This window comes from Bradyrhizobium sp. CB82, assembly GCF_029714405.1.
In the GTDB taxonomy this organism is placed as follows: Bacteria; Pseudomonadota; Alphaproteobacteria; order Rhizobiales; family Xanthobacteraceae; genus Bradyrhizobium.
Window position 1 is genome coordinate 3,815,148 of record NZ_CP121650.1, and the last position, 22,970, is coordinate 3,838,117.

Below are 22,970 nucleotides of genomic sequence, written 5' to 3' on the forward strand. Positions count from 1 at the left end.
CCTTTGAGCTGTTGGGGTAAGATCGGTTTCTGCTATTTGCAGGGGCCGGGCGCCCGTTGCTCCCGGCCAGCCAATGAGAGCTACCAAAGCCATGAATGAAGTCGGCGACCAGCCGGTCGAGGGAGAGCGTCAAGTCAGGGCCCCGCTGATCATCGGCGTGGGCGCATCGCCTGGCGCCCTCGAGAGCATCGAGCGTTTCTTTGCCAAGCTGACCGTGGCGGAGGATCAGGCCATCGTGCTGGCGCTTCAACATCACGAGGCCTTCGACAAGGCCCGGCTGCGCGAGGTCGTGCGCGGCTCCAACGGCGCCAAGGTCGCCGACATCGGTGACACCGGGACAATCGAGGGAGGTACGATCTACCTGTGCCCGCCGGCGATGATCACCACCATCCAGGGCGATCGCTTCGCAATCCGCAAGGCCGAGCAGGCACCCGGCGAGCGCGCCACGATCGACAGTTTCCTGGTGTCGCTCGCCGAAGAGCGCGCCGAGCAATCCATCGGCGTGATCCTGGCCGGCACCGGCGGCGACGGCACGCTCGGCACCGCCACGCTCAAGGACCACGGTGGTCTGGCCATCGCTGAAAAGACAGCCAGGCCCGAGTCCGAGCAGCTGCTCGACGGCAACACGCCAGCTTCCATCGCCGACTACGTGCTGCCGCCGGAGGATATCCCCGAGCACATCCAGGTCTATGCCCGCCATCTGCGGCGCCTCGAGGAGAAGCAAGGCTTCGACGAGGTGCTGGCCGCGGCCGCGACCTCGCTCTCGCGCATCGCCGACATCCTGCGCACCAAGACCGGCAATGATTTCCACGGCTACAAGCAGAACACCTTTCTCCGCCGCGTGCAGCGGCGGATGCAGGTGGTCCAGATCGACGAGATTCCGGCCTACGTCGATTTCCTTAGGAACGACAAGGACGAGGCCCGGCATCTCTTCAACGATCTCCTGATCGGCGTCACCGAGTTCTTCCGCGACAAGCGCGAGTTCGAGGTGCTGGAGAACCAGATCATCCCGAAGCTCTTCGAAGGCAAGGGCGTGGGCCAGCAGGTTCGCGTTTGGGTACTCGGCTGCGCCACCGGCGAGGAGGCCTACTCGATCGGCATCCTCTTGCGCGAGCATATGGCGCGGCTGGATTCCGCGCCGCAGGTCCAGATCTTCGCGACCGACATCGACGGTCGTGCGCTGGCGGCCGCACGCGTTGGCCGCTACCGCACCAATATCGAGGCGGACATGACGAGCGAGCGGCTGGCGCGCTGGTTCGTGCGCGAGGGCGACACCTATTGCGTGGTGAAGGAATTGCGCGAGATGTGCATCTTCTCGCAGCACAACGTCATCAAGGACGCTCCGTTCTCCAAGCTTGACCTCGTCTCCTGCCGCAACCTCCTCATCTATCTCAATGCCGAATTGCAGAACCGGGTGATCCCGCTGTTCCATTTCGCGCTGTTGCCGGACCGTTACCTCTTTCTCGGCAATTCCGAGAACGTCACGCGGCACCCGAAGCTGTTCGCGCCGGTCGACCGCCGCGCCCGCATCTTCAAGAAGCTCGAAACCGGAACGCGGCTGCCCCCGGAGTTTCCGATCACGACCTCGGCGGGCAGGGCGCCGGTCGAAGTGCCGCCGGTGCGCTCGTTCGGCTCCGACGTTGGGCTCGAGCGCCGCGCCCAGCGCATCGCGGAGCGCTACGCGCCCGCCTATGTCATCACCGACGACAATTTCCAGATCCTGCATTTTTCGGGGCGCACCGGCCGCTACATCGAGCCGACGGCGGGGACCGCCTCGCTCGATCTGCTCCAGCTCGTGCATCGCGATCTCAGGCTCGAGTTGCGCACCGCGCTCAGCCGCGCCGCGGAGACCAACGAGGCCGCCCATGCCGAACAGGTGCAGCTCGGACTGAACGGCCACCGCGTGCTCGTCGACATCACCGTCGAGCCGATCCAGGAGGGCGCCGGTGGTCATCGCAATTTCGTCGTCCTGTTCAAGGACGGCCCCCTCGGGGTGATCGATGTCAATCAGAGCACCCCCAATGCGCTGGTGCGTACCGAGCACGTCGAGCGGCTGGAAAGCGAGCTGCGAGCAACCCGAGAGCGGTTGCAGGCGACCATCGAGGAGCTCGAGAGCACCAACGAGGAGCTGAAATCCTCCAACGAGGAATACCAGTCGCTGAACGAAGAGTTGCAATCGGCCAATGAGGAGCTCGAGACCTCGCGCGAGGAGTTGCAGTCGGTCAACGAGGAGCTGACCACCGTCAATGGCGAGCTGGCGCATCGCGTTCAGGAGCTGACCCGTGCCACCAGCGACCTGAAGAATTTCCTCGAGAGCACCCAGATCGCGACCATGTTCCTCGACAACGACCTGAGGGTGATGAATTTTACGCCCGCGATCACACAGGTCCTGCATCTGGTCGAAACAGACGTCGGCCGACCGATCGGTCACATCAAGGCCCGCATCCCGATCGAGGAGCTCTATGACGATGTGCGCCGCGTGCTGCGGACCCTGGCAACCCTCGAGCGCGAGCTGACCGCGCCGGACAGCGGCACCCGCTATATCGTGCGCATCCTGCCCTATCGCAGCATCGACAATTTCATCGCCGGCGTGGTCGTCACCTTCATCGACGTCACCGCGATCACCCGCGCCGAAGAGCGTCAGCGCCTGCTGCTCGCCGAACTTCAGCATCGCGTCCGCAACACGCTCGGGGTCGTGCGCTCGATCGCCCGCCGCTCGGCGGAATCGAGCGGCACCGTCGAGGAATATGCCTTCCATCTCGACGGCCGGTTGAACGCCTTCGCGCGCACACAGGCGCTGGTGACCCGCGATCCCGAAGGCGGCGTCGATCTCGAATATCTCGTGGTCGAGGAGCTTTTGGCCTACAACGCCCGTGAAGGCGAGCAGGTGCAGGTCTCCGGCCCCAAGGCGCGCCTCCAGCCCAAAGCCGCGGAAACCTTTGCGCTCGCCATCCACGAGCTCGCGACCAATGCCCTGAAATACGGCGCTTTGAGCCGCCCCACGGGGCGGATAGAAATCTCCTGGCGCTTCGATGAGACCGCCGATCCGCCGGAGCTGGTTTTCGAATGGCGCGAGCGGGGCGGGCCGCAGGTTACGCCGCCGCCGCGAAAGGGTTTTGGCACGGAGCTTCTGGAGCGCACGCTGGCGTTCGAATTCAAGGGCCAGACGACGATGGCCTTCACCGGTTCGGGGCTGCAATGCACGATCATCATCCCCTTGAGCAAGCGCACGTTCCATACGCCGGGGGGGGGGACGCTAGCTAATGCCTGTATCTACTCTCGATCGAAGCGTGACTGATCCGGTCATCCGCCGCCTGAATGCGCTGCGGCCGTTGTCTGCTGAAGCGTCCTCATCGTTGGAGCACGCCGTTCTCGAAGGGCTGCAGCGCGCCGGATCGGGTGAGGACCTGATCTCCGAGGGTGACCCCGTCGACAGCGTCCGCATCGTGCTGTCCGGATGGCTCTGCCGTTACAAGACGCTCGAGGACGGGCGACGCCAGATCGTGAACTTCATCTTTCCCGGCGAGACCTGCGACGCGCATGCGTTCCTTCTGGCGGTGATGGATCACTCGATCGCGACCCTGACGCCGGTGGTCTATACCGAAATCAGGCGTGCGCGCTTCGAGAGCCTGGTCGCGAGCGACCGCTCGCTCGCGGAGGCGTTCTGGTGCGAGACGCTCTTGAACGGCGCGATCCAGCGAGAATGGGCCATCAATCTCGGCCGCCGTGTCGCGCTGGAACGCGTGGCGCATCTGTTCTGCGAGATTTTCGAGCGGCTGCGCCCGGTTGGATTGGTCGACGGCAATTCCTGCATCATGCCGGTAACCCAGATGGATCTGGCCGACGCCACCGGCCTTTCGGTGGTTCATCTCAATCGCACCGTGCAGGAGTTGCGCGCCGCCGGTCTGATCGTGCTGCGTGAGCGAACGCTGACCATCAGCGATCTCGACGCGCTCAAGGACGCGGCGCTGTTCTCGCCGAGCTATCTGCATCTGTATCGCCGCAAATAGTCGGCGCTCGAGCACGCGCCCGCGCGGGCGATAACAGCGGGCGTGCGCCCCTCGTTGCATCGCAATTCAGCACCTCACGTGGCGGCAGCAACAATCGCCTCGACCTTAACCTATGGAAATGCCGGAACTCGGTTCCGCTCCGAAACTTGCGAACGGCTCCTGCACCGGGCCGCCCCCGGTGCGGCTAGGTGATCGGCCCCGGCGGTTGAGCCTCCGGCCGGGGCCGACACCCTTCGAGCATGATCATCCGTGAATGCAGAAGATGACCGGAAAGCGTAATCGAACCAAACAGACGCATTCGCTTCAGGAGCGTTTGCAGATCTCGGCCGAACAGGCCCGCCAACGTGCCCGTCGTCTTCCGGCCGGCAAGGAGCGAGAGATGTTGCTGCGCCGTGCGAAGCAGGACGAAGTGGCTTCCAATCTGACCGATTGGTTGACCGCCCCGGCCGTGCGCAAGCGCTGGCAAGGAGAGGGCAGATCATGAAACACTACCGGGCATTCCAGATTGATCCCGACGGCCGCGTCTTCGGTTGCATCAATCTCGTCTGCGACGGCGAGGAGGATGCCAAGCGCAAGGCCCAGGAGCTAGTGAGCTTCTATCGCATCGAGCTGTGGCGCCTGGACCAGCGCATCGCCAAGTTCGAAGCCGTCTCGCAAGTGCCTGATCGCGGGATCCAGCTTCACGTCTAGGCTTTTTCATGAGAATTCGCGCGCCGGTGCAAGGGCCGACCCATGCGCTGCAATGATGGCATTATGCCAGTGATTTGCCCGACGTGTCAAATGATTTCGTGAAATCCGTAATTCGTCATCGGGCGTCCATCGGACTCCTTTGCATGGGGTTGTTTTCGATATTTTTGCGGAGACCTCGCCGTGCCGGCTTGAAGTGAAGCCCTGGGAGCCTCTACCGCGTGCATCATCCGCATCGGAACCGGCGGCTCAGCCTCTCGTTGATTGCAATCATCCAGCCATCGCAGCAGGAGACGCCATGACGGAACCGGACATTCGCAAGGGGATGCCGCCCGTCAAGCTGTCGCGCGAGGCCTTCGAAAGCCGCTACAAGCGCCAGTTCATCGATCCTGCCTTCGCACCGCTGAAGCGCGAGCTCGACGCAATCGTCGCCGCGGCCTGGGACGCCTACAGCCATTCGCGCAAGGCTCCGCTGACTCGGAAGGCCGGACCTGGCTTTGCCGATCCGAGCTACGAGATCGCCGTCGACTGGCTCGATGCGCGCGCCGCGATTCTGGAAGCGCAGCGGCGACATGACGACGCCAGCGAGACGCCGCGCATCCTGATCGTCAACGGCTCGGCTCGCAGCGAGCACACCTGTCCCGGCGAGATGTCCAAGACCTGGCGCATCGTGAAGCTTGCCGAGCCCGTCTTCACCGAAATGGGATTCGCTGTCGATATCCTCGATCTCTCCAGGCTGACCTCGGAGTTCGGCAGGAATATCCATCCCTGCAAGTCCTGCGTTGCCACCGCCATGCCGCTCTGTCACTGGCCGTGCAGCTGCTATCCGAACTATTCGCTTGGGCAGGGCGCGGACTGGATGAACGAAATCTACCCGCTGTGGGTAGCCGCGCACGGCATCCTGATCGTGACGCCGGTGAACTGGTATCACGTGCCGGGCGGACTCAAGGCGATGATGGATCGCCTGGTCTGCGCCGACGGCGGCAATCCCGATCCGACATCGACGCACGGCAAGAAGGCCAGTGAGGCCAAGGCGCTGGAGCTGAAGGGCTGGTCCTATCCGCGCCATCTCGCGGGCCGACACTTCGGCCTGATCGTTCATGGCGACAGCGTCGGCGCCGAGGGCGTTCGCCGAACCCTGTCCGATTGGCTGACGGACATGCAGCTGATCTCGGCCGGCCGCTTCGCCGAGCTCGACGGCTATGTCGGCTACATGGAGCCCTACGCCACATCGCACCAGGCGCTGGACGAGGACGGTGAATTTCGAGCGGAGGTAACGAATACGGCCCGCGTGCTGGGCCACGCCGTGAAGCTCGCCAGAAGCGGACGGCTCGAAGACCCGGGGGCAGGGCTCTCGGATCCGGTTCCGAAGTGAAGACGTGATGGCGATCGCAGGCCAAGTCGTCGGCCCTAGGCCGATCGTGACAGCAGCCCTTTCAACTCCAGCGCATCGGCCGGCGCGGCGCTCTTCTGGTCGTTGTCGAAATACACGTAGACGTCGCAGCCCTGCCGCTTCCAGGACCGGATGCGCCGCGCCCATTGCGCAAGCGCCGGTCGCCGGTAGTGACCGTGGTAGCGCCCGCTCGGGCCATGGCCGCGGACGTAGACGAAGTCCGCCGTGCGCGTCCAGGGAGCCGGCGCGTCGTGATGGTCCGACAGGCACAGCGAGATGTTTTCCTCGGCCAGCATTCTGATGATGCGCGGCTGATACCAGCTCGGATGACGAAATTCGAAACTGTAGCGGCGCTTCTTCGGCAACAGCTTGAAGAAGGCGGCCAGGCGCTCGGCGTTCGCCTCGAATTGCGGCGGCAGTTGAAACAGGATCGGTCCCGCCTTGCCACGCAGCAACGCGATGCGCTCCTCCAGAAGCGCGAGGCTGTTGACGGATCGATCGGACAGGCGCTTCCAATGGGTGATGAACTTGGAAGCCTTCCACGCGAAGACGAAGTCGCGCCCGGACTGCTCCCGCCACGCTTTGACAGCCTCCGGCGTGGGGGTGCGATAGAAGACGCCGTTCAGCTCAGTGGTCTCGAACTGACCGGCGTAGTAGCGAAGCTGCTCCTTCAACGGCAGACCCTCGGGAAAGAACGGGCCTCGCCACGATGCATAGTGCCACCCCGAGGTGCCGATCAGAACGCGAGCCATCTTTCCGATGCCATTCATTGCCGCCATCGGGCGCGGCGACGGAGGCCACGCCCAGAGAGGAACGCCAATGCGGCGAAGGAGGTTTCAAATCGCGTCCTCCCCGTCTTCCCCGCGGCTCAAGATTTTTGTTGTTCAACGGTTTTGGCGCCTCTAGCATCGCGCCAAAACAAGCGTCGGGACAAGCTGCGCCGAGAGGACATGATGCGTTGCGTTCGTGCATTGGTGCTGGTTGCGTGCGCGCTCGGCTCGCTGCTGGTCCCGCTGGGGGCGCCGAGCCATGCGCAGGGCATTCCGCAAAACATCCCGAGAAGGGATTTGCTGATCCTGGAAAACCCGGAAGGAACCGTCAAGAACGCGGGCTGGTTCAACATCTGGGCAATCAATGCCGGATCGCAGTCGAACGGACTGCAGCAGGTCGCGCTCGATACGCTCTGGTACATCGATCCCGAGCGCGGCCTCGACGGTGTCTGGGACAATTCGCTGGCTGCCGACAAGCCGCAATACAACGCCGACTTTACCGAAATGACGGTCAGGCTTCGCAGCGGCATCTTCTGGAGCGACGGGGTCGAATTCACCGCCGACGATGTCGTCTCGACGGTGACTACGCAGATCAAAAATCCGGCCATGCGCTTCAGTGCGGTGCTGGCGAGCAACGTCGCATCCGTTGATGCACCGGACGCCCATACAGTTGTGTTCAAGCTCAAGAAGCCGAATTCGCGCTTCCACGCCAATTTCACGGTGCGCTGGGGGGCGGTGTGGATCCTGCCCAAGCACGTCTTCGACAAGGTCGACGATCCCGTCAAATTCGATTTCAACAAGCCGATCTCACTCGGGGCCTACGTGCTGCACAGCTACGATCCGGAAGGCAAATGGTACATTTGGCAGCTCCGGGACGACTGGCAGCGCACCACGCTGGCGCGCTTCGGCAAGCCCGGTCCGAAATACCTCGCCTATGTCGATCCCGGCCCGCCCGAGAAGCGGGTGATCGCGCAGCTTAATCACGAGCTCGACGTGATCCACGATATTGCGCCGGAAGGCATGTTTGCCCTGGCGAAGCAGAGCAAGGCGACGCGCGCGTGGTTCAAGGGCTTTCCCTATGGTCACCCCGATCCAACTCTTCCGGCCGTGATCTTCAACACCCAGAATGAGAATTTCAGGAATCCGGATGTGCGATGGGCTCTGGCGCTGTTGATCGACATCAAGGCCGTGGCGATGGCGGCCTATCGCGGCGCCGCCACGATATCGGCGATCGGGGTGCCGCCGACCGGAACGCATCCGGCAACCTATCATGAGCCGATGGAGGAGTGGCTCAAGGCCTTCGAGGTCGATACCGGGAAGCGCAGGATCAAGCCCTACGATCCCACGATCGGAAAGCAGATTGCCGATATGCTGCGGCCGTCCATGGGCGAGCAGATCCCATCCGATCCTGCGGAGATTGCCAAGGCGTTCGGCAGGGGCTGGTGGAAGACCGATCCGCAGGCCGCGCAGGAGCTGCTGGAAAAGGCCGGCTTCAGCAAGCGGGGCGGCAGCTGGATGACGCCCGACGGCAAGCCGTTCAGCGTCCGCGTCATGGTCGAAGGCGATTTGCGTCCGGTGATGACCCGCGCCGGAACGATGATCGTGCAGCTCTGGAAGCAGGCGGGTATCGACGCCAAGATCGATGTCGCGCAGGGGACGCTGCCCACGCGACGGGCGGCCGGCGATTTCGACACCTTCATCGGATGGAGCGTCGAAACCTGGGGCGGCCACCAGGACTTGTCCTACTTCCTCGACAGCTGGCATTCGCAGTTCGTCGCCGAGCCGGGCAAGCCGCAGCCGCTCCGCAACTGGCAGCGCTGGTCCAATCCCGCGCTCGACAAGATCATCGAGCAGATCCGGACGGTCGGCTTCGATGATCCGCAATCTATCGAGCTCGGCAAGGAGTACGTCAAGCTCGCCGCGAAGGAGATGCCCACCATACCGCTGATGGCTTACAACGTATTCACCGCAATGGACCAGACCTACTGGACCGGCTTTCCGACCTCGGAGAATCCCTACACCAATCCGGTGCCGAACTGGGGCAATTCGCGCTACATGTTCGTCAGGCTGAAGCCCGCAAGTTAGGATGCGATGACACAAAAGCGACCGCATTTGCCGCATCTGGCCGGACGACTTTGGCGAACATCCCTGGTGCACCCATGAGCGGATACCTCGCCTATGTGGGCCGGCGGTTCGGCCAGTTTCTGCTGGTCGTCTTCATCGGCATCAATATCGCTTATGTCGTCACCCATGCTTCGCCGATTGATCCCGTCGAGCAGTCGATCTCGGCGGTGACCTCCTTCGGCAACACCGCGCCCGGGGCGATCGAGCAGATGCGCAACTCCTTGCGCGAGCTCTATGGTCTCAGCGGCACGCCCGTTGAGCAATACCTGCTGTTCTGGAACCGGATCCTGCGCGCCGATTTCGGTCCCTCGATGTCGGCGTTTCCGACTCCCGTCGGTACCCTCATCGGACGTGCGCTGCCCTGGACCGCGGGACTCCTTGCGGTTTCGACCATCGTCGCCTGGGGGCTCGGAAACCTGCTGGGCGGGCTTGCCGGTTACTACAGGCAGAGCCGCAGTCTGAAGCTGATGGGGGTGATCGCCATGGGCCTCCATCCGATCCCATACTATATTCTGGCGATGCTGTTGCTGATCGTGTTCGGCTTCCTTTGGCCGGTGCTTCCGATCACCGGCGGAGCGGCGATGAACCTGTCCCAGACATGGACGCCTGAATTCGTTCTGAGCGTCCTGCAGCACGCGATCCTGCCGGCGCTCTCTCTGATCCTGATCGGCGTGGGGAGCTGGTTCCTCGGCATGCGCTCGCTGGTATCCAATATCCTGGCCGAGGACTTCGTCGTCTACGCTGAACTTGCCGGCGTGAGATCCTGGCGCATCCTGACAACCTACGTGATGCGTAACGCGCTCGTGCCACAGGTGACGGGGCTCGCCATGTCGCTGGGCGGAATCTTCAACGGCGCCGTGATCACCGAGAAGGTGTTCGGCTATCCCGGTCTCGGCTCGCTCCTGGTCGACGCCGTCTATGCCGGAGATTACGGCCTGGTCCTCGGCGTCACCAGCATCTCGATCCTCGGCGTGTCGATCGGAGTGCTCGCCATCGATCTTCTCTATCCGCTGCTCGATCCGAGGGTGAAGGTCAGCTGATGGCCGTCCTCCTGCGCGACCTGCTGCGCTACAGCCCTGAATTCCGGATCGGGGCCGTGCTGCTCGCCTTCGTTCTGCTGCTGTCCATGCTGGCGTGCTTCTCGCCCTATCCGCCGGAAAGCGTGTATGTAGTGCCGCCCGATATGCCGCCGTCGCTGACCTACTGGTTCGGCACGACATCGCGCGGCCAGGACGTGTTCTGGCAACTGAGCTTTGCCATCCGAAATACGTTGTTGTTCGGATGCACGGTGGCGCTGATCAGCCGCCTGTTTGCCCTCACGATCGGACTCATAAGCGGCTACAAGGGCGGGTGGATCGGTCGCGCCCTGATGTCGGTGAATGATACTTTCATCGTCATTCCTCTGCTGCCGATCCTGGTGCTGTTCTATTTCGTGATGCGCGACCGCATCTCCTGGCTGATGCTGGCGCTGATCATGGCCTGCTTCGGTTGGGCCTATGATGCCCGGTTGATCCGTTCCGTGGTCATGAGCCTGAAGGTGCGCGAATTCACCCAGACCAGCCTTTTTTCCGGTATGGGAACATGGCAGATCCTCACTCAGGAGCATCTGCCCTATGTCATGCCGATCGTGTTCTCTACGACCATGAACAACATGGTGTGGTCGATCGGGCTTGAGGTGACGCTTGCGGTGCTCGGCTTTACCGACATCAACACGCCGACGATCGGCGGCATGATCTATTGGGCCAACCAGCACACCGCAATGGTGGCGGGAGTCTGGTGGTGGATCGCCTTCCCGACCATCGCGGTGATCATGGCGTTTATCGGGCTCTTCCTGCTCGCGGTATCGGCGAACGCCTACATCGATCCGCGAAGCCGCCTCTGGAGCGTCGGAGAGGCCTCGTGATGCGCGCCATCGTTCAGCAGCCGCACGTGCCCGAAGACGCCCAACCGATTCTTTGGGTTCGCGACCTCAAGGCCCATTACCGGACCAGCCACTCCGGTGTCAGGCGCGGCGTCAAAGCGGTCGATGGCGTCAGCTTCGCTGTACGTCGTGACGAGATCTATGGGCTTGCCGGAGAGTCCAGCTCCGGCAAGACCACGCTGATCAAGAGCATCGCAGGAGCGATCAGACCGCCGCTCGAGATCGTAGGCGGCAGCGTGGAGTTTGCATTCCTGCCCGGCTATGGCGGATTGCACCGCGCGCCGCCAGCGGATGTGGCGCGAATTCGCTGGCGGCATCTGTCCTATATCATGCAGGGATCGATGAATGTGCTGAACCCGGTTCGCCGCGTCGAATCGGCATTCGTCGATTTCGCGTATCCGCATATCGGCGGTAGCCGGAAGCAGTTTGAGCAGCAGGTAGTCGCCCATCTGGCGCGGGTCAGGCTCGACCCTTCGGTGCTGGCGGCCTTTCCGCATGAGCTCTCAGGCGGCATGCGTCAACGCGCCACGCTTGCGCTCGCGACGATTTGCCGTCCTGATTTCATCATTGCCGACGAGCCCACGACCGCACTGGATGTGGTGGTGCAAAAGGAGGTGCTCGGCATGATCCGGGGCATTCAGCGGGAGACCGGCTCGTCGGTCCTGTTCGTCACCCACGACATGGGCGTGCACGCGCACATCACTGATCGCCTCGCCATCATGTATGCCGGGCGTCTCGTGGAAGAGGCCGCAACCGCGGAGATTTTCCGCAATCCACTTCACCCTTACACCAGGCATCTCATTTCGAGCCTTCCGCGCATCGGCGATGACGCGCCCCGCGAGGGACTTGGCGGCTCCCCGCCAAATCTGGCCGATCCGCCGCCTGGATGCCGCTTCCATCCGCGCTGCCCGCTCGCCAGCGAGATCTGCAAGCGCCAGGTCCCCGACATGCTGGAGGCCGATACCCGGCATCGCGTTGCCTGCTTTGCCATCAATCAGGGCAGCCGAGCATGAACGATCTGCTCCTCGACATTTCCCGGGTCAGCAAGACCTTCGTCCGGGGAGGGCTATTGTCGAGGCACAAGATTGCTGCGGTGAACCAGGTGAGCTTCCAGCTTGCCACCTGGCGACCGGAGATCTTTGCGATCATCGGCGAATCCGGCAGCGGCAAGACGACGCTTGCCAGGATGATCCTGAACATCGAAACGCCGACCAGCGGCAAATTGATGCTCGACGGCATCGACCTCGCTGCTATTCGAAATGCCGCGGGTCGCATGGCCTTTATGCACAAGGTGCAGCCGATCTTTCAGAATCCGTTTGAGTCCTTCAACCCGCTGAAGCGGCTCGATCGATATCTGTTCGTGACGCGGCGCCGGTTTTCCGGTGAGGCCGGCGAGGGGGCAACCGAGACGACCGTTGATGACGCGCTGCACAAAGTCGGACTCTCGCTCAAGGAGGTGCGCCATCGATACCCGCACGAGCTGTCCGGCGGACAGCTTCAGAGGATCGCAATCGCCCGGGCACTTCTGGCCGAGCCGAAACTGATTGTCGCGGATGAGCCGGTGTCCATGATCGATGCGTCGCTGCGCATATCCATCGTCAATCTATTCAAGACGCTGCGGGACGATCTTGGGATATCGATCATCTATGTCACGCATGATTTGGCTACAGCCTACTACATCAGCGACCGCATCATGATCATGCAGAAGGGCAGCGTTGTGGAAATCGGCGATGCGAGAACGGTCCTGAAGGCGCCGCAGCATCCCTATACGCGCCAATTGCGTGAAGCCGTGCTATTACCTGAGGCCGCCGATGCCGCGGCAGACGTATCTCTCAGCACGAACGATCTCACCAGTCCCGGAGCACCCGAGAGAAGAGCATGAGGAAAGCTAGAGTTCTGATCGACCGCGACTTCGCCATCGGTCACACCGATCCTCGTCTGTTCGGTGCATTCATCGAACATTTGGGCCGGTGCGTCTATGGCGGCATCTACGAGCCCGGCCATCCGACCGCGGACGAGAAGGGCTTTCGGAAGGACGTGCTCGCGCTGGTGAAGGAGCTTGGCCCGACGCTTATTCGATATCCCGGCGGCAATTTCGTGTCGGGATACAATTGGGAGGACGGCGTCGGGCCGCTGGAGGCGAGACCGGCGCGCCTCGACCTCGCCTGGTTCAGCACGGAACCGAACAGCTTCGGCACCAACGAGTTCATGGACTGGTGCAAGGCCGCCGCCGTCGCACCGATGATGGCGGTCAATCTCGGCACCCGCGGCGGCGACGCGGCCCGCAGCCTGGTCGAATACTGCAACCATCCGGGCGGAACGGCCTGGTCGGAGCTGCGCCGCAAGCACGGCTGGGACCAGCCGCATGACATCAAGCTGTGGTGCCTCGGCAACGAGATGGACGGACCTTGGCAGATGGAGCACAAGAGCGCCGCCGCCTACGGTGCGGTCGCCAGCGAAGCGGCCAAGATGATGCGCTGGGTGGATCCGACCATCGAGCTTGCGGCATGCGGTTCGTCGGGGCGCAACATGCCGACCTTCGGCCAGTGGGAGGATACTGTCCTCGAGCACACCTTCGATCACGTCGACTACATTTCGCTCCATACCTATCTCAACAACTACAGGCAGGACACGGCATCGTTTCTCGCGAGCCCCGACCTGATGGACCGCTTCATCGATGAGGTCGTCGCCTTGGCCGATGCGGTGGCGGCCAAGCGGCGCTCCAACAAGCGTCTCATGCTGAGCTTCGATGAATGGAACGTCTGGTATCGAACGCGCCGCAGCCGGGCCGACCGGGTGAAGGAGGGCTGGCCGGTTGCGCCGCCGATCCTCGAGGAAATCTACACGATGGAGGACGCACTCGCCTTTGGCGGTGCCTGCATTTCCTTGCTCAATCACGCCGATCGGATCAGGGTCGCCTGCCTCGCGCAACTCGTCAACGTCATCGCGCCGATCATGACCGAGACCGGCGGAGGAGCGTGGCGCCAGACCATCTTCTTTCCTTTCGCTCATATGAGCCGCTTCGGCCGCGGCAGGGTTTTACGCACGCAGGTTGAGTGCGACAGCTACGATTCGTCCTACTATGATCCTCGAGGTGTGCAAGAGCTAACCTTCCAGGTGTCCAACGTGCAGTATTTGAAGGTCGCGGCAGTTGCAGGAGAGGACGGCAGTCTTTCGCTTTTCTTGCTCAACCGGGACCTGAAGCAAGAGATGGAGGTGAACGTCGAGGCACGTGGGTTTGGCCATGTCGCTGTTTCCCAGGCGATTGAATTGCGCCACGACGATCTCCAGGCGACAAATACGAAGAACGCGCCGGAACGGGTGAAGCCGGCGCCGTTACAGGAGAGTGCCATCGAAGGTGGCCGGCTACGAGCGCATCTAAGCCCGGCGTCATGGAACGTGATTCATTTGTCGGCGCACTGACGGACAGCAGATCATAGCTGCCGGACCTGCTGCCTGTAGACCGAGGACGCCATCGACAGCAAATCGGGGCCGAGAAGGCCCCGCCAAGCTCATGATAGCCGGAGCGGAGGCGAGGGCTAAGGATGAGAACGACATCGCCCCTTAAGCCGGGGGTAGATGCCCAGCCGTGTCGCCTTGCCAAAAAAATTACAAATGGGTCGCCGTTTGCTGAACCGGCAACGTGAACTGAAACACGGCCCCGCGAGGTTGGTTGTCGCTTGCCCACAAACGTCCATAGTGGGCCTCAATGATTGAACGGCAGATCGCAAGTCCCATGCCCAAGCCGTCAGGCTTGGTAGTGTAATACGGATCGAAAACATGCTCGCGCGTCTGTGGATCGAGGCCTGCCCCGGAATCAGCGACTCGGACAAGCACGATGTTTGTGTCGGTCGCGGCGGTAGTGATGAGCAAGTCTCTTGTCCCGTCGATGGTCATGGCCTGAATTGCGTTGACAACGAGGTTGAGCAGAACCTGCTGCAACTGCACGCGATCACCCTCGATCAGCGGCAGAGCCTCTGCAAGTTGAAGCCTCACCGAAGTCCCGGTTTTCAGCGCTTCGCTTTGGGTTAGAACGAGCACTTCCCGTATCACCTCGTTGAGATCCACATGCTCCTTTCGCGGCGGAGCTTTTTGGAAGAGTTCACGAATCCGGCCGATCACTTCACCGCTGCGATGCGCGTCATCGGCGATTTGCCGTATTGATATCCGCGCGTTCTCGATATCGGGTGCCTTCCGGGCGAGCCAGCTCAGCGCCGCCCCCGCGTTGATGGCAATGGCGCAGATGGGCTGGTTGACCTCATGGGCAATGGAGGAGGTGAGCTGTCCCATAGTGGCGACCCGATTCGCGTGCGCCAACTCAAGCTGCATTCTCTGATAGCGCCGCTCGCTCTCGCGCGCTTCGGCTTCCGCCCGTTTGCGTTCTGTCAGGTCGAGGACGTAGGAGACCCATTCGTCATGGGATCCCGGCAGCGCGGCGGAGCCGATGAGAACGGGAACGCGGCTCCCGTCTTTTCTGAAGAATTCCTTCTCGCGCGGCGCGATCTGCCCCCATACGCGGAGGAGCTCGATGCGCTGCGCGTCCTCGTGGTGGTGTTCTGCAGGCGTCATATCCTTCCAGCGGACTGTCCCGGAGACCAGCTCCTGTCTGGAATAACCGGTCATGTTCAAGAACGCATCGTTGGCGTAGCTGATATCGCCGTGCGCATCCCAGAACAATATTCCGATGATGTTGGAATCGACGAGCCGCCGGATGCGGGCTTCGCGTTCCTGAAGATCACGATAAAGCAGGGTGTTCTCCAGAGAAATCGCAGCCTGAGCTGCCAGCAGATCCAGCACCGCAACACGATCGGGCGTGAACGCGTGCGTCGTCAGTGTGTTCTCGAGATAGAGTAATCCGGTGAGCTTGGCCTGCTTCATGAGCGGCAGGCAGAGGATCGATCTGGGATGTCGGCGAGGCGCGTACCCTTCGCCGTAAAGCGGATCGGGCCGCGTCGCATCATCGACGATAAGCGGTTTTTGCGAGCGAACGACGTAGCGCACCAATGCCTCCGGATAGTCAGGCGCCGAGAGGGGAGTCTGATGCATCACAACCGCAAACCCATCGCCGTTGGACTGGCCCTCCGCCTCGATCCAGAAGTCATCATGCCGCGACAGGATGAGCAAGCCGCGATCCGCGCCCGCGTTCTCTAGCGCGATCTTCATCAGCGTCTCGATGAGCTTCGGCAGCTCAATTTCACTCGAGACCGCCTGAGACGCTTTCACCACGGTGGTGACATCCATTTGCTGGACGGTTGGCCTGCCGGCGGAGCTGGTGTCCTCTGCGACGTGGAGGCGAGGATGGAGGCGTTCAAGCTGTCTTACTTTGGCATCAGCTCCCCAGCGAAGATATCCGTAGTAGGCATCGCGCAGATAGGCGTAGGCGATCTTTTCGAACCCGCGCGTCGCGTAGAAGCGCCCGGCGAGTTCGTTCGCGATCGCCTCGTTCTGAGCAAAGCCGTTTGCGTGCGCGGAGGCGATGGCCCGGTCGTAAAGGCGCATCGCATCGAGGTCGCGACCTTCGATCCGCGCTATCTCAGCGGCGACGAGAGCGGCGCGGTCGGCGAAGTCTTCAGGGCAGATCTCGGCCCATTGCTGAAGTTGGCGATGATGGACGGCCAGGGCGTCAAGATGCGGCGCTCGCCCGCGGTCTGACACCGCCTCGCCCGAGGCGGCCTGCGCCAGGGCAGCATAGAAGTGAAACTCGACCCGGTCGAAAAGGGCCTTCGACGTCGACAGCAGCTGGTCGGCCTTCGTCGCCGCGGCGGTCGCACCGGGGTCGTCGGCGAGGACGCGAGCCTGCAGCTTGCGGACCCAGTACCAGAAGCCGGCCTGTTCTAGACGTGGGTCCTCGTCAAGGCGACGTTCAAACTGCGCCTCGTTGAACTCGGCCTCATCGAAACAGCCAAACTTCGTGGTCAGTCCGCGCAGCGTCCGGATCAGCTGGAGCTGCCCGGCAATTCGATTGGCCGCCAGGTCAACGCACGCGCGGCGTGCGAAATCGAGTCCGACCTCGGCCTCCCGCTGCACGTCGGCGAGTGGATCGCCGCAGGCGAGAAGATGCGTCAGGAGGTGATGACGGGTAAAGCTGGCGTAGTTGAGGTCGCCGACCTGCTGTGCGGCGTCGAAGGCCCGCCGGAGCCAGGGGCGGGCTGTCCTCACATGCCGCGTCCAGCTTCCGAAGCCGAGATAGACGCGAGCCTTGAACCGATCCAGCCCACGTCGTTCGACCAGGTCGAGGCCGAGCTGGGCGAAGCGGTAGCCGGCAGCATAGTCGCCAAAGTCGGGGCCAAGCACAGTGCCAAGCACGATGTATGCGAGACATGAGGCGTCGGAGTTGCCGTATTCCATGCTGAGATTGGCCATGCGTCCGATGATGAGACGGCGCAAGCTCTCGTCGATGTACCAGGCGGGCGACACAAGGACCGTGAGAACGTCCATGGTTCCCCGCGCGACCGGATCGGCCATCTGGGGCAGGTCGAGCAGGGTCTCGATCGGGCGATCACCGATCTGTTGCCACATCCGCGCATATTCCCGCCGGACCTCGTCCGATGTGGGATGCGCCGACCAGTCGATGCCGACGCGCCGCAAATAGTCGAGAGCAATTTCGACGTCACGATCGCTTGGCTCCATGCGAAGCCGGGTGACGGCCGCGAGGTCGGGCAGGGTGGCCGCGCGGCTCGCCAGCTCGGCAAGGCGGCGGTTCGCCGTTTCCTGCCCGCCACAAACGAACTCGCATTCGGCCCGCTGTAGCGCCAGGGCGAAGCTGAGCGCGTAGTGCTGCTCCCAGCGATCTTCCGGAAGCATGGCCTCACCGGCGGCGAAGTGAGCGAGCGCCATGGCAAAGGCGGGCGCCGCCTTGGCGCGCCGGCCCGCCAACAAGTTCAGCTCCGCCACCTTCACGCGCTCCTCAACCGTGCTGATCAGCTCCGCGCCGTGGTTGAGGTGGCTCACGATCTCGAAGACGTTTTCCTCGACTGCTTCCGGCGTGGTTCGCGCAGCGAACAGCCGGCCAATATGCAGATGGGCGGCGGCGCGTTCTCCCTCCGGGATCAGCGCGTAGGCCGCCTCCTGGAATCGATCGTGTGCGAACCGATAGGCGTCGGCTTGGGGCTCTATGAATTCGTGTCGAACAGCGGGCCACAGGTCTGCATGGACCTGCTCATCCGACCTCCCGAGGACGATCGAAAGCACCGCGACCTCGGCAGTATTTCCGAGACAGGCCATCTGCTGCAAGGCGGTGCGCGTTGCAACCGGCAGCCGGGTGAACTTTCCGAGCATGAGGTCGATGACGTTGTCAGTGTATCGCTTGGCGTGGATGCGATCGAGATCCCAAGACCAGCGTGCCGCATCATGGTCGAACGCGAGCAGCCCTTCTTCGACCAGTGAAAACATGAACTGGATGGCAAAGAACGGATTGCCACCAGTTTTCTCATGCACGAGCTGCACCAGCGGCGCGACGCGGTTCGGCTCGCAACGAAGGGCGTCCGCAAGCAACTGGCCGAGATGCCTGCGGCCGAGCGGCGCGAGCGTAATCTCCACGATCCGGCCGCCCCGTGTCCTGATCGCCTCGCGCATGCGCACCACTGGATGGGCGGAATCCACCTCATTATCCCGATAGGCGCCGATCAACATCAGGTGCTTCAGATTCGACCGGGTCAATAGATCCTCGAGCAGCTCGAACGTCGCCATATCGAGCCATTGCAGATCATCGAGAAACAGCACCAGCGGATGTTCGGATCGGGCAAACACACCGATGAATTGCTCGAACACGCGGTGAAAGCGGCTCTGCGCGTGCTGGAGCGGCAGTTCGGGGACAGGCGGTTGTTCACCGATGATCGCCTTCAGGTCCGGGATCAGGTCCACGACGAGCTGTCCGTTTGGACCGAGCGCGCTCTGGATGTCATGGCGCCACTCGCCCAGCTCGGTCTCGCTCTTGCCCAGGAGGGGCCGAACGAGGCTCTGGAATGCCTTGGCGAGCGTCGCATACGGGACGTCACGTTTGTGCTGGTCGAACTTGCCCGATGCAAACAGCCCGCGCGAGGGCACCAGCACTTTATGGAGTTCGTTGACGACAGAGGATTTGCCGATCCCGGAATATCCCGAGACCAGCGCCAACTCAGGCGCGCCGGTTTTGACGGTGCGCTCGAACGAGGCGAGCAACATCTCGCGCTCGCGCGTTCTTCCGTACAAGTTTTCGGGAACGAGCAGCCGGTCTGGCGTGTCGTGCCGGCCCAGCGGGAAGTCGTCGATGCGGCGCCGCAGCTCCCATTCTGCAAGACAGTGCTGCAGATCCCTCTCGGCGCCGGCTGCAGTCTGGTAGCGCTCCTCCGCCATCTTGGCGAGCAGCTTCATGATGAGCCGAGAAACCGCGGCGGGGACGTTCCCGGATCGCTTGTTCGGCGGCTCCGGCTCTCTTGCGACATGGCAGTGCACCCACTCCATCGGATCGGACGCGATGAATGGAAGCGAACCGGTGACCATCTGGTAAAGCGTGACGCCGAGTGAGTACAGGTCGCTTCGGGAATCGATCGAGCGGTTCATGCGCCCGGTCTGTTCGGGTGACATGTAAGCGAATGTGCCGGCGATCGATTCGGGCGTGGCCGGGGCCTGCCGTTCGCGCGCTCTGCGGGAAGCAAAGCAAAAGCCGGTGAGGCGCACGCTTCCGTTGCTGCGGTTCACCAGGACATTTGCTGGCTTGATATCCTTGTGCACCAGGCCGCGCTGGTGGACCTTGCTCAGGGCTGCTGCGATCTGGATCGCCAGGCGCAGGAAACTCCCTGTCTCCATGGGAGTATCCATCAGCCAGGTGAGCGGCTCGCCACCGAGATCTTCGAGGACGAGAATAGTGCGGTTGCGATCCTGCACGAGTTCCAGCGGCTTCGCCGCCCAGGCGCTATCCAGATCGTCCTTCAGTGCGAATTCGTGTGTGAGGCGATCAAGGCTTTGCGGGGTTGGATGTTCCGCCGCCGGAACGACGGCGAGCACAACCTGTCGTTCGTCGTCGAGGCCTTCGCGGCAGGTTCGGCACAGGAGAATCCCTTCCTCGTCGCAAAGAACCTGCGGACCGTGGGTCCAGCCAGCGACCATAAACGATGAAAGGTTCATATCGGTAAACCATGCCGCGGCCGAGCGGAGTGCCGCGCCTGATGGTGTGTTCGCCCGGTATACCGCATCATCCCCCATAAAGCTGCCCCGATGCGGCAAGGCACGCCGTTACCGATCTCCGTTCTCCGTTTGCCCGCGTGCGAGGTACGAGGGGTAGGACGCACGTACGACGCGTGACTCGACGGGGTGGGCCCCTTACGCCTTCATTCCGGCGCGCCTGGTTCGATTGGATTGGCTAGGCGCGGCGCTTTCAAATCGTATCATTTGCCTCAATCTCGTCAACGTGCCGCTTTCGCAAGGCAAGACGAAGCGCAAGGCAAGACGAAGCGCATTCGCGCAGAAGGACGACGGATTGTTGCATGAGGGCATGCAGGAGCACAGGCGGGCGCTGGATGTCGAGGACTTTGCGCGCGACCGCTTGCACGAGATCTGTAGTGACGGCGATGTGCGCGACAAATGGACTCGAAGATCAGACCTTGTCATGACATGCAATGCGGCATGATGCGCTCAGCGTGGCCTCTGGCGCGCCAGACCTGGTCGAGCAACTCGACGATTGGTTCGCCAAAATCCTCGTATTTCACCTCGATCGATCGCAGCCATGGTGCAATCCAACGGTTGAGTGGGTTGCCATCGATGCCGACGAGCCGGCAGCGTTCCGGAACCTGGATACCGCTCTCGCGAGCAAAGCGATAGGCGCCGTAGGCGATCTGGTCGCTGACACACATCAGCCCCTCGAACCAGCCATTGCGCGCAGCGAGCCGCCGGGCGGCCTCGTAGCCGATCTCGAGGTGGGAACGGCCGGCCGCCTCAGCCTTCTGGATTTCTGTGGCGCCGAGCGCGCGCATGCGGCTGCAGAATCCCTTGAGCCGATCCCGCGTGACGGAGGATCCCTGGGCGGGCGCCAGCACGCCGCAGCGCTTTAGTTCCGCGGACCACAGCATGTCGGCTGCGTCGGCGCCCGCCTTGATGTTGTCGATACCAACGAAGGCGCCGCGCCCGAACGGTGGACGACGGTTGACGAAGACCATCGGCGCGCCGTCAGCGACGAAATCCTTCAGCACTGCGCTCGGCACGCTGGCGACCATGATGTAGCCCCGTACCACCTGCGAGCGCATGGCATTGAGATACTCGTCCTGCAGATCGGGCCGATCGTGAGTGTCGCAGAGGATCATTACATAACCGGCGGCGCGCAGCGCGGCTTCAGTTGAGGCGGCGATAGCGGCCATCACGGGATTGTCCAGGTTGGGGGCGAGCATCGCGACGAGGCGGCTTTCGCGACGGCGTAACGTCCGGCCGGCGTGGTTGGGGTAATAGCCCACGACGTCGATGGCTTTGCGGACGCGCTCGATGGTCTCGGCAGAGGCCCGCCGCGTCTCGCCGTTGACGATGCGCGAGACGGTGGCGATCGAAACCCCGGCGGCCGCAGCGACGGTCGCTAACGAGGCGGGCGCGGAGTGATGCTTGCTCGACATGGTTCGGCTCGGCTCTGTTCCACTAGGGACCGACAATATAGTGATTGACAGCTTAGGCAAACGTTTGCCAAGCTAGAATCCAAGACGTGAAAGATCACAGGGAGGGCGCAATGAGGACGATCATCCGAGGGGGTATTGGCGCGTCCGTGCTGCTGGCCTGCTTCTTGGCGCTGCCGGGCAGCCTTGGCATTCGCGCCGCCGCGGCGCAGACGACGCTACGGATGACCTGGTACTCGGATGGCAACGAAGGCGAGGTGATGGCCGATCTCCTCCGCCGCTTCGAGAGCAAGAACCGGGACATCCACGTCGTTCTGGACCAGGTGCCGTTCAAGGCCATCAACGAGAATCTGCCCGTGCAACTGGCTTCGGGGCAGGGGCCCGACATTGCTCGCGTCGGCGATATGGGCGGCCTTGCCCGCTATATGCTGGATCTGCGCCCCTACTTGAAGAACGCCGACTACTGGGAAGCGAATTACGGTCCCTTCCTGCAGTGGATGCGGGTGCCGGGCGATACGTCTTCGATCCCGGGCTTCATGACCCAGCTGACGGTGACCGGTCCTTTCGTCAACAAGACTCTGTTCGAGCAGGCGGGCGTCGCAATGCCGGGTCCGAAAGCGTCCTGGGAGGATTGGGCCAAGGCGGCAAAAGAGGTGGCGGACAAGGTCCAGGCGCCGTTTCCGATCGCGTTCGACCGTTCCGGTCATCGCTTTTTCGGCATGGCGATTTCAGAAGGCGCCGCTGTCTTCGACGGCCAGGGGCAGCCGGCGGTCATCGACGACGGGTTCAAGCGCGCGGCCAAGCTGATCTATGACTGGCACAACAGCGGCGTGATGTCGAAGGAGCTGTGGGGCTCGGTGGCGGGGGCGACCTACCGCGGCGCCAACGAGGAATTCAAGAACGCCCAGGTCGTTATGTATGAATCGGGCTCATGGCAGATCAGCCAGTTCGACAAGACGATCGGCACGGCGTTTGACTGGGTGGCGGTGCCGACACCGTGCGGGCCCGCGAATTGCTCCGGCATGCCAGGCGGTGCCGCGCTGGTCGGCATCAAGTCGACCAAGCACCCCCAGGAGGTGGCGCGCGTGCTCGATTACCTCGCGAGCGAGGAGGTCGTCGCCGAGTTCTATGCCCGCTCCCTGTTCGTGCCGGGCCATCTCGGTCTCGCCCGCAAAGGCCTCGACTACAAGGATGCGTCGCCGGTTGCGAATGCCGCGCTCAAGGTCTTTAGCGCCGGCGTCAGCCAGCTCGCGCCAGCGGCCAACCAGTTGCAGGGCTATCCGGCGAGCCGCGTCATCCTCAATGCGGTGATCAGCCGGCTCGGCCAGGCCGTTTCCGGCGAGGTCACTCTCGACGAGGCCTATAAACGCATCTCGGGCGACATCGAGCAGCAGCTCGCCGAACGCAACAAGAAGTAGGCCGGGTGCGTGGTGCTGACCGATTTGCCAACTGGCATTGAACCGCAGGCTGCGGCGACGGCCTCGCTGCTCG

The 22,970-nt window shown here is 62.8% G+C and carries 17 protein-coding genes and 1 pseudogene; 14 read left to right on the forward strand and 4 right to left on the reverse strand.

Annotated elements, in window-relative coordinates; all coding sequences use genetic code 11:
• Positions 1 to 91: 91 nt before the first annotated feature.
• The 5 genes from QA640_RS18345 to QA640_RS18365 all read left to right on the forward strand — a co-directional run bounded on the left by QA640_RS18345 (position 92) and on the right by QA640_RS18365 (position 6,072).
• Entirely contained in the window at positions 92 to 3,298 is a 3,207-nt protein-coding gene (locus tag QA640_RS18345) for a CheR family methyltransferase (RefSeq protein WP_283041977.1), read from the forward strand.
• Positions 3,264 to 4,010, forward strand: coding sequence for a Crp/Fnr family transcriptional regulator (locus tag QA640_RS18350; protein ID WP_283041978.1), 747 nt, complete (start codon positions 3,264 to 3,266; stop codon positions 4,008 to 4,010). The genes QA640_RS18345 and QA640_RS18350 overlap by 35 nt, the downstream gene beginning before the upstream one ends.
• A gap of 262 nt (positions 4,011 to 4,272) precedes the next feature.
• Positions 4,273 to 4,494, forward strand: coding sequence for a hypothetical protein (locus QA640_RS18355; protein WP_283042820.1), 222 nt, complete (start codon positions 4,273 to 4,275; stop codon positions 4,492 to 4,494).
• On the forward strand, positions 4,491 to 4,700 hold the full coding sequence (locus QA640_RS18360) for a hypothetical protein (RefSeq protein WP_283041979.1): 210 nt from the start codon (positions 4,491 to 4,493) through the stop codon (positions 4,698 to 4,700). The genes QA640_RS18355 and QA640_RS18360 overlap by 4 nt, the downstream gene beginning before the upstream one ends.
• 295 nt (positions 4,701 to 4,995) lie before the next feature.
• Positions 4,996 to 6,072, forward strand: coding sequence for a flavodoxin family protein (locus QA640_RS18365; RefSeq protein WP_283041980.1), 1,077 nt, complete (start codon positions 4,996 to 4,998; stop codon positions 6,070 to 6,072).
• 35 nt (positions 6,073 to 6,107) lie between these two features.
• Here QA640_RS18365 and QA640_RS18370 read toward each other — a convergent pair whose 3' ends face one another.
• Complete coding sequence (locus tag QA640_RS18370) at positions 6,108 to 6,842, reverse strand: DUF72 domain-containing protein (protein WP_283042821.1); 735 nt, start codon at positions 6,840 to 6,842, stop codon at positions 6,108 to 6,110.
• Positions 6,843 to 7,043: 201 nt separating this feature from the next.
• Between QA640_RS18370 and QA640_RS18375 the strand changes: the two genes are divergently transcribed.
• From QA640_RS18375 to QA640_RS18400, 6 genes are all read left to right on the forward strand, one after another.
• Positions 7,044 to 8,945, forward strand: a complete 1,902-nt coding sequence (locus QA640_RS18375; protein WP_283041982.1) for an ABC transporter substrate-binding protein — start codon at positions 7,044 to 7,046, stop codon at positions 8,943 to 8,945.
• A gap of 74 nt (positions 8,946 to 9,019) precedes the next feature.
• Positions 9,020 to 10,024 carry an ABC transporter permease gene (locus QA640_RS18380; RefSeq protein ID WP_283041983.1) on the forward strand — a complete coding sequence of 335 codons (1,005 nt, stop codon included), beginning with the start codon at positions 9,020 to 9,022 and terminating at the stop codon, positions 10,022 to 10,024.
• Complete coding sequence (locus QA640_RS18385; RefSeq protein ID WP_283041984.1) at positions 10,024 to 10,887, forward strand: ABC transporter permease; 864 nt, start codon at positions 10,024 to 10,026, stop codon at positions 10,885 to 10,887. Before QA640_RS18380 ends, QA640_RS18385 begins: the two co-directional genes overlap by 1 nt.
• Positions 10,887 to 11,918: an ABC transporter ATP-binding protein gene (locus tag QA640_RS18390; RefSeq protein ID WP_283041985.1), complete on the forward strand. Its 1,032-nt coding sequence runs from the start codon at positions 10,887 to 10,889 to the stop codon at positions 11,916 to 11,918. The genes QA640_RS18385 and QA640_RS18390 overlap by 1 nt, the downstream gene beginning before the upstream one ends.
• The gene (locus QA640_RS18395; RefSeq protein WP_283041987.1) at positions 11,915 to 12,787 is read left to right on the forward strand and encodes an ABC transporter ATP-binding protein; all 873 of its coding nucleotides are present in this window, start codon (positions 11,915 to 11,917) and stop codon (positions 12,785 to 12,787) included. The genes QA640_RS18390 and QA640_RS18395 overlap by 4 nt, the downstream gene beginning before the upstream one ends.
• The gene (locus QA640_RS18400; RefSeq protein ID WP_283041989.1) at positions 12,784 to 14,328 is read left to right on the forward strand and encodes an alpha-N-arabinofuranosidase; all 1,545 of its coding nucleotides are present in this window, start codon (positions 12,784 to 12,786) and stop codon (positions 14,326 to 14,328) included. Before QA640_RS18395 ends, QA640_RS18400 begins: the two co-directional genes overlap by 4 nt.
• Before the next feature lie 186 nt (positions 14,329 to 14,514).
• Here QA640_RS18400 and QA640_RS18405 read toward each other — a convergent pair whose 3' ends face one another.
• Positions 14,515 to 17,742: an ATP-binding protein gene (locus tag QA640_RS18405; protein WP_283042822.1), complete on the reverse strand. Its 3,228-nt coding sequence runs from the start codon at positions 17,740 to 17,742 to the stop codon at positions 14,515 to 14,517.
• On the opposite strand from QA640_RS18405, the gene QA640_RS18410 reads away from it, so the two are divergent.
• On the forward strand, positions 17,728 to 18,291 hold the full coding sequence (locus tag QA640_RS18410; RefSeq protein ID WP_283043155.1) for a hypothetical protein: 564 nt from the start codon (positions 17,728 to 17,730) through the stop codon (positions 18,289 to 18,291). The two genes, QA640_RS18405 and QA640_RS18410, sit on opposite strands and share 15 nt — an antisense overlap.
• Before the next feature lie 45 nt (positions 18,292 to 18,336).
• Complete coding sequence (locus tag QA640_RS18415; RefSeq protein WP_283043156.1) at positions 18,337 to 18,567, forward strand: hypothetical protein; 231 nt, start codon at positions 18,337 to 18,339, stop codon at positions 18,565 to 18,567.
• A gap of 21 nt (positions 18,568 to 18,588) precedes the next feature.
• Here QA640_RS18415 and QA640_RS18420 read toward each other — a convergent pair.
• Positions 18,589 to 20,088: pseudogene (locus QA640_RS18420) on the reverse strand (AAA family ATPase); the annotation flags it as partial.
• 401 nt (positions 20,089 to 20,489) lie between these two features.
• Positions 20,490 to 21,482 carry a LacI family DNA-binding transcriptional regulator gene (locus QA640_RS18425; RefSeq protein ID WP_283041990.1) on the reverse strand — a complete coding sequence of 331 codons (993 nt, stop codon included), beginning with the start codon at positions 21,480 to 21,482 and terminating at the stop codon, positions 20,490 to 20,492.
• A 110-nt stretch (positions 21,483 to 21,592) separates the two neighbouring features.
• Here QA640_RS18425 and QA640_RS18430 point away from each other — a divergent pair, with 110 nt between their 5' ends.
• Positions 21,593 to 22,897 (forward strand): extracellular solute-binding protein, encoded by a 1,305-nt coding sequence (locus QA640_RS18430; RefSeq protein WP_283041991.1) that lies wholly within the window; start codon positions 21,593 to 21,595, stop codon positions 22,895 to 22,897.
• The last annotated feature ends 73 nt before the right edge of the window (positions 22,898 to 22,970 follow it).